General features: G+C 66.6%; 6 protein-coding genes. 4 read left to right on the forward strand and 2 right to left on the reverse strand.

Annotated features, from left to right (window positions below):
* Positions 1-35 precede the first annotated feature (35 nt).
* The 3 genes from AC5P9F_RS14495 (at position 36) to AC5P9F_RS14505 (ending at position 2,514) form a co-directional block, all read left to right on the forward strand.
* Complete coding sequence (locus AC5P9F_RS14495) at positions 36-836, forward strand: exodeoxyribonuclease III (RefSeq protein ID WP_005407773.1); 801 nt, start codon at positions 36-38, stop codon at positions 834-836.
* On the forward strand, positions 833-2,206 hold the full coding sequence (locus AC5P9F_RS14500) for an AmpG family muropeptide MFS transporter (RefSeq protein ID WP_005412009.1): 1,374 nt from the start codon (positions 833-835) through the stop codon (positions 2,204-2,206). Before AC5P9F_RS14495 ends, AC5P9F_RS14500 begins: the two co-directional genes overlap by 4 nt.
* Before the next feature lie 77 nt (positions 2,207-2,283).
* A complete protein-coding gene (locus AC5P9F_RS14505; protein WP_005407775.1) occupies positions 2,284-2,514 on the forward strand; it encodes a hypothetical protein in 231 nt (76 codons plus the stop codon).
* Positions 2,515-2,593: 79 nt separating this feature from the next.
* Here the strand turns inward: AC5P9F_RS14505 and AC5P9F_RS14510 are convergent, their stop codons facing one another.
* Positions 2,594-3,721, reverse strand: coding sequence for an anhydro-N-acetylmuramic acid kinase (locus AC5P9F_RS14510; protein ID WP_088436400.1), 1,128 nt, complete (start codon positions 3,719-3,721; stop codon positions 2,594-2,596).
* 65 nt (positions 3,722-3,786) lie between these two features.
* Positions 3,787-5,259 carry a M23 family metallopeptidase gene (locus AC5P9F_RS14515; protein WP_005407777.1) on the reverse strand — a complete coding sequence of 491 codons (1,473 nt, stop codon included), beginning with the start codon at positions 5,257-5,259 and terminating at the stop codon, positions 3,787-3,789.
* A gap of 167 nt (positions 5,260-5,426) precedes the next feature.
* Between AC5P9F_RS14515 and tyrS the strand changes: the two genes are divergently transcribed.
* Complete coding sequence (tyrS, locus tag AC5P9F_RS14520; RefSeq protein ID WP_005407778.1) at positions 5,427-6,638, forward strand: tyrosine--tRNA ligase; 1,212 nt, start codon at positions 5,427-5,429, stop codon at positions 6,636-6,638.
* Positions 6,639-7,108 lie beyond the last annotated feature (470 nt).

Consider the following 7,108-nt stretch of genomic DNA (forward strand, 5'->3'; position numbering starts at 1 on the left):
TATGCTTGCCCGGTTTCCCGCCGTAGGTCTTCCGCATGCGCATCATCAGTTTCAACGCCAATGGCATCCGTTCCGCCGCGACCAAGGGCTTCCTCGACTGGTTCCGTGCCCAGGATGCCGATGTCCTGTGCATCCAGGAAACCAAGGCCCAGGAAGACCAGCTGAGCGACCCGATGTTCCGCCCGGACGGCCACCACTGCTTCTACCGCGACGCCATTACCAAGAAGGGTTACAGCGGTGTGGCGATCTACAGCAAGCGCGAGCCGGACCAGGTCATCACGTCGCTGGGCTGGGCCCCGTTCGACGACGAAGGCCGCTACATCGAGGCACGCTACGGCAACCTCAGCGTGGTCTCCTTCTATATCCCGTCCGGCAGCTCGGGCGACCTGCGCCAGGGCTTCAAGTTCGAAGTGATGGAATGGCTGCGGCCGATCCTGGAGGAGTGGGCGCGCAGCGGCCGCGACTACGTGCTGTGCGGCGACTGGAACATCGTGCGTTCGGCGCTGGACATCAAGAACTGGAAGTCCAACCAGAAGAATTCCGGCTGCCTGCCGGAGGAACGCGACTGGCTCAACGCCCTCTGCGCCGACCACGGCCAGGCCACCGATGTCACCGCCGGCCGCGGCTGGGCCGATGCCTACCGCCTGCTCAACCCCACCGGCGAGGACTACACCTGGTGGAGCAACCGCGGCGCCGCCCGTGCCAACAACGTCGGTTGGCGCATCGACTACCAGTTCATCACCCCGGGCCTGCGTGACCGCCTGCGAAGCTGCTCGATCTACCGCGACGAGCGCTTCTCCGACCACGCCCCGTTCACCGTGGACTACGACCTGTGACCGAGGCTGCCAAGCCGCGCCGACCGTGGCAGCAGGTGTTGTCCAACCTGAGCCAGCGCAAGGTGCTGGCGATGCTGCTGCTCGGCTTCAGTTCCGGCCTGCCGATCTATCTGGTGGGCAACACGCTCGGCTTCTGGATGCGCAAGGAAGGCATCGAGCTGAGTACGATCGGCTTCCTGTCATGGGTCGGGCTGGCCTACACCATGAAGTTCCTGTGGGCACCGATCGTCGACAAGACCGACGTGCCTCTGTTCGGCCGCTTTGGCCGCCGCCGTGGCTGGATGCTGCTGTCGCAGCTGGTTGTGGTGGTGGGCCTGGTCGGCATGGCGCTGGTCCAGCCCAAGGGGGGCCAGATCCAGTTCCTGGGTATCGCCTGGCAGCACATCGTCGTGTTCGGCGTGATGGCCGTGATCGTGGCGTTTGCTTCGGCCACCCAGGACATCGTCATCGATGCCTGGCGCATTGAAAGTGCTGACAACAGCGAGCAGCTTGGACTGCTGACCTCATCCTCGGCACTGGGCTACCGCACTGCATTGCTGGTCACCGATGCGCTGATCCTGATCATCGCGGCCCGTGTCGGCTGGCAGGTCTCGTACGAGATCATGGCCGTGCTGATGGCGCTTGGCGTGGTGGCCGTGGTCATGGCCAGGGAACCCGCCAGGGAGGTGGCTGCCGTGCAGGCGCAGGCGACCTCGCTGTGGACACCGCGCGGATTGTTCGACGCCGTAGCAGGACCGTTCATCGCCTTCGTCCGCGAGCACCGCAGCGGCGCGATCCTGATCCTGGTGGCCATCAGCGTCTATCGCATGGCCGACTTCGTCATGGGGCCGATGGCCAACCCCTTCTACGTCGATCTCGGCCTGGACGAGGACACCGTGGGCGCGGTGCGTGGTTCGGTCGGGCTGGTCGCGACCTTCGTCGGTATTGCCGCAGCGGGCCTGGTCTCGGTCCGCTGGGGGGTGCTGGCGGCGCTGATGGTAGGCGCTGTGCTGGGGCCGGCCTCCAACCTGGCGTTTGCCTGGCTGGCCTATTCCGGCCCGGACACAACCCATTTCGCCGTGGCCATGGCAATCGACAACTTCGCCAGCGGCTTCGCCGGTACGGCGCTGATCGCCTACATGTCGAGCCTGACCAGCATTGGATACACCGCCACCCAGTACGCACTGCTGAGCTCGTTCTACGCGATGCCCGGCAAGGCGCTCAAGGGGCTCTCGGGGTGGTCGGTACAGACGCTCGCACAGGGCCGGACGCTGCTGGAAGGCTACGCGCTGTTCTTCGTCGGTACCGCGCTGGTGGCGATCCCGGTGGTGATCCTCTGCGCCCTGCTGATCCTGCAGCAGCGCCGTCGCCAGGCCGCCGGCTCGACCTGATTGCCTGCCCGCCCGGTCTGCGGGATCATCGCCCCGACGCGCCGAGGGGGCGGTGCCTTGCGAACGGGGAAGTGAGCATGGCCGACGTTGTGCTGCGGGACCTGGACCCGCTGCTGCTGGAACGTATCAAACGCGTCGCGGTCGCCCGCGGCTGGACCCACGAACAGACCTGTGCCGCCTTGCTGGAGCAGGGCCTGTTCAGCAGTGAACTGGAAGTCCGCTCCGGCTTCGGCGATCCGGAAGTGGATGCCCTGTCCGATGCCATTGCCGCCCTGCAGGCCTTGCCCGCAGGGCAGGGCTTCGATTAGCGGCCGCGCCGCAATGCTGTAGAGACGAGCCCACGCCCGGCTGCCCGGTAGATCCACGCCACGCGTGGATGGCGCCACCTCACGCCAGGTGGATCGCACCCAGGATCCGCGGGCCCTTAGCTCCGGTCACGCTTGGCAGGTTGCCGGCCAGCCCGTCCATCGTCCGCTGCGCCAGCCATGCAAAGCCCATTGCCTCCACGTACTCCGGGTCCAGCCCGTGCACGGCGCTGGATTCCACCTGCACGTCCGGCAGCCGGGCCGCGAGGCGCTTCATCAGCTGTCGGTTGCGTACCCCGCCGCCACAGACCAGCAGGCGGCGGGTCTGCGGCTGCTGCGCCAGCAGCGCGTCGGCCACCGTTGCCACGGTCAGCTCCAGCAGGGTTGCCTGCACGTCGGCCGCCGCGTACTGGCCCTCGGCCATGTGCGCCTCGGCCCAGGCCAGGTGGAACTGCTCACGGCCGGTGCTCTTCGGCGGCGGCAGCGCGAACCACGGGTCCGAGCGCCAGCCCGCCAGCAGGCCCTCGTCCACCGCGCCGCTGGCGGCGTACGCGCCGTCGGCATCAAAGGTGCGGCCGGTGTGGCGCTGGCACCAGGCATCCATCAGCGCATTGGCCGGGCCGGTATCGAAGCCACGTACCGCACCTTCGCGCGGAATCAGGGTCAGGTTGGCGATACCGCCCAGATTGAGCACGGCGCGGTCTTCGTCGGTCGTGCCCAGCATGGCCAGGTGGAAGGCCGGCATCAGTGGCGCACCATGGCCCCCGGCCGCCACGTCGCGTCGGCGGAAGTCGGAGACCGTGGTGATCCCGGTCAACTCGGCGATGCGGTTGCCGTCGCCCAGCTGCACGGTGAAGGCGGGGTCGGCCAGCGGCCGGTGACGCACGGTCTGCCCATGCGAGCCGATCGCGCGCACCTGGCTGCGGTCCACGCCAGCCTCGGCCAGCAGCTGGTTGGCGGCCCCGGCGAAGCTGATCGCGATCCGGGCGTCCAGCTCGCCCAGCTCCTCCAGCGAATCCAGTGGACCACCTTCGCCCAGCGCCACCAGCCGTGCACGCAGCACCGGCTCCCAGCGGGCGGTCAGGCCGTGCACGAAGCGGCAGCCTCCGCCGGCAGGAAACTGCACCAGCGCGGCATCGATGCCGTCGGCACTGGTGCCCGACATCAGGCCAAGGTACAGGGGGGCGTCAGTGTCGGCAGTCGTATTCATGGCAGGCATAAAAAAAGGACGCGGCAAGCTTGTGCTGCCGCGTCCTTCTTCGTCAACGCAGGGGCTCAGCCGCGCTTGCGGCCGGTGCTGCTCTTGTCCTTGGCGCTGGCCACCTCGGGGGCGGCCTCGTCGCGGCTGGTCGGTGCCGGGCTGGCATCGGCGTAGATCAGCTTCTCCATGCCCTGGATGCGGGCCATCGCCGGCGCGGTCTGCGCGCGGAAGGCGACCAGCTCGGCGCCCTTCAGCGGCTCCGGCGGCGGCATGGTCACGGTCAGCGGGTTGCGGTGCTCGCCGTTGACGCGGAATTCGTAGTGCAGGTGCGGGCCGGTGGCCAGGCCGGTCGAGCCGACATAACCGATCACCGTGCCCTGGGCCACCCGCTGGCCGGTCTTGATGTTCGCAAAGCGCGACATGTGCCCATACAGGGTGGTGTGGCCACGGCCGTGGTCGAGGATCACCACGTTGCCGTAACCGCGCTGCACGCCGGCGAACTGCACGCGGGCATCGCCGGCGGCCATGATCGGGGTGCCGGTGCGCGCGGCGTAGTCCACGCCCTTGTGCATGCGCATCTTGCCCAGCACGGGGTGCTTGCGCGCACCGAAGGTCGAGCTCAGCCGCGCGAACGGGATCGGCATGCGGATGAAGCTCTTCTTCAGCGAACGGCCGTTGATGTCGTAGTACTCGGACTTGCCGTTGCGGTCGAAGCGGAAGCCGGAATAGGTCTTGCCACCGGTGGTGAAAGTCGCCGCCAGAATCTTGCTGGTGTCCACCTTCTCGCCTTCGCGCCAGGTTTCATCCATCACCACGCTGAAGCGGTCGCCCGGCTGCAGGTCCTTCGAGAAGTCGATGTCGTACTTGAAGATGTCGTCGGTCATCGTCGCAATCGCCGACGGCGACAGCCCGGCGCGGCGGGCCGCGGCATACAGCGAGCTGGTGATCTCGCCACTGGTGACCACCGTGCGCGTGGAGGTCTCGCGCTTGGTCACCTTCTCCTTGATGTCGTCACCGGCCAGGCTCAGCTCCACCCGGTTGTCGGCATCGCGGTCGAAGCGGATGCTGCGCAGGTCGCCGGACAGCGGCATGTCGAAGGCGATCTCGGCGCCCGGGCGAAGCTTGGTCAGCGCCTCGCGCGCGCCCGGGTGGTCCAGTACCCGGTGCAGGGTGGTCGCCGGGATACCGGCCTTGTCGAACAGATCGCTCAGGGTCTGGCCGCGTTCCACGCGCAGCACCTGCCAGCTGTCACCGGGCACCTGCTGCTGGCGGGCCATGGCCAGCGGCGGCAACGGCAGTGCCAGGCTGGTATGGCTGTCGGCAAAGGGGGCGTCGATGGTGTGCGAGAAGCCCGGCACGATCGTCGCCACCAGGGCGCCGATGGTCGCGAACAGGCTGGCATGCATCCAATGGCGCCGGGTCCAGCGCTCGTTGAAGGCTGCGGGAAGATGTTGCCTGAGCTTCCGATGCAGGGCGTTGTCGTGCAGGACGTGGAGGCGTTCCTGGAAGCGCTGCTTGCGTGCGCGCCCTTGTTCGGAATTGTGCATCGGCGGTTTTTTCCTGGTGGCCCGGGAGCGGGGGCCTGATCGCCGGTTACCATAGACACCTGAGAAAACCGCGTCAAACCCTTGTGCCCATTGGCTTTTGTGAAGCCAATCGGGTTAACTTTGCTTTAACACCCCACACAAGAATCGGCGTTGCCGGGAGTAGTCACGTGTCCTCGATTGAAGAAGCCCTTGCCCAGATCGGCCGTGGTGCCGACGAGATCCTCAAGCTCGAGGATCTGCGTGCGCGCCTGCAGGAGGGCCGCCCGCTGCGGATCAAGGCCGGCTTCGACCCCACCGCGCCCGACCTGCACCTGGGCCACACGGTGCTGCTGAACAAGATGCGCCAGTTCCAGGACCTCGGCCACCAGGTCATTTTCCTGATCGGCGACTTCACCGGCATGATCGGCGACCCGTCCGGCAAGAGCCTCACCCGCAAGCCGCTCAGCCGCGAGGACGTGCTGGCCAACGCCCGTACCTATGAGGAGCAGGTGTTCAAGGTGCTGGACCGCAGCCGTACCGAAGTCCGCTTCAACTCGGAGTGGTTCGGCAAGATGGGCGCGGCCGACATGATCCGCCTGGCCGGCCAGCACACCGTGGCACGCATGCTCGAGCGCGACGACTTCGCCAAGCGCTACGCCGCCCAGCAGTCCATCGCCATCCATGAGTTCCTGTACCCGCTGGTGCAGGGCTACGACTCCGTGGCCCTGGAGGCCGACGTGGAGCTGGGCGGTACCGACCAGAAGTTCAACCTGCTGATGGGCCGTGGTCTGCAGGAGCACCACGGCCAGAAGCCGCAGGTGGTGCTGACCATGCCGCTGCTGGAGGGCCTGGACGGCGTCAACAAGATGTCCAAGTCGCTGGGCAACTACATTGGCATCAGCGAACCGGCCATCGACATCGTCACCAAGACCATGAAGGTGGACGACACCCTGATGTGGCGCTGGATCGAGCTGCTGTCCTTCGACATCAGCCAGGCCGAAGCCGTGCAGCTGCGCGAGCAGGTGGCCAATGGCGGCCTGAACCCGCGCGTGGTCAAGCTGCGCCTGGCGCGTGAACTGGCGACCCGCTTCCACGACGCCGCAGCGGCCGAGCAGGCGATCGCCGGCTGGGAAGCGGCGGTGACCGGGCAGGGCGATATCACCCAGCTGCCGCTGCAGGACGTGGCGATCCCGGTCGAAGGCCTGCGTATTGCTGCGCTGCTGACCGCGGCCGGCCTGACCCCGAGCAACTCCGAAGCCAACCGCAAGCTCAAGGAGCGCGCGGTCAAGGTGGACGGCGAGGTGGTCGAAGACGGCCAGCAGGTGCTGCAGCCGGGCTTCGAAGGCCTGTTGCAGGTCGGCAAGCGCACCTTCGCCCGCGTACGCCTGGTCGCTGCCTGAGACAAAGGAAGGGCCGGCGCAGCCGGCCCTTCCTTATGCTCTTGTAGAGCCAAGCCCACGCTTGGCTGCTCTTCGGGCGGTCCTCCCGCAGCGCGACGGATGAACGGATGCAACATCCGGTGAAAAAAATCGCCACACCCCCTTCACAAACGATGGGAATAGGGACATACTTCTCCTCCCCCGTCGCAGGGGTCGCCACCAAGGGGCTTCAGCGACAACAGGGCGCCCACCACCGCCGAACGAGATGATCGAACGAAGGTGTTGACGGACTGAAAAAGTCTGGCATAATGGGCGGCTCGCTACGAAGGAAACTTCGCAGCACATGGGAGCGGCGCTGAGGCCACTTCCCTCGATCTTTGAAAGTATGCGCAGGTATCTTGTGAAGGCGCCTGCAGGAAGGATGATTGTCCATCTTGCAGACGTTTGATCAAGCAACTATTAATTGTTTTAAAGCAAGCGATACGTTGCCA

It is taken from the genome of Stenotrophomonas sp. YJH_SMC_4 (assembly GCF_059371575.1).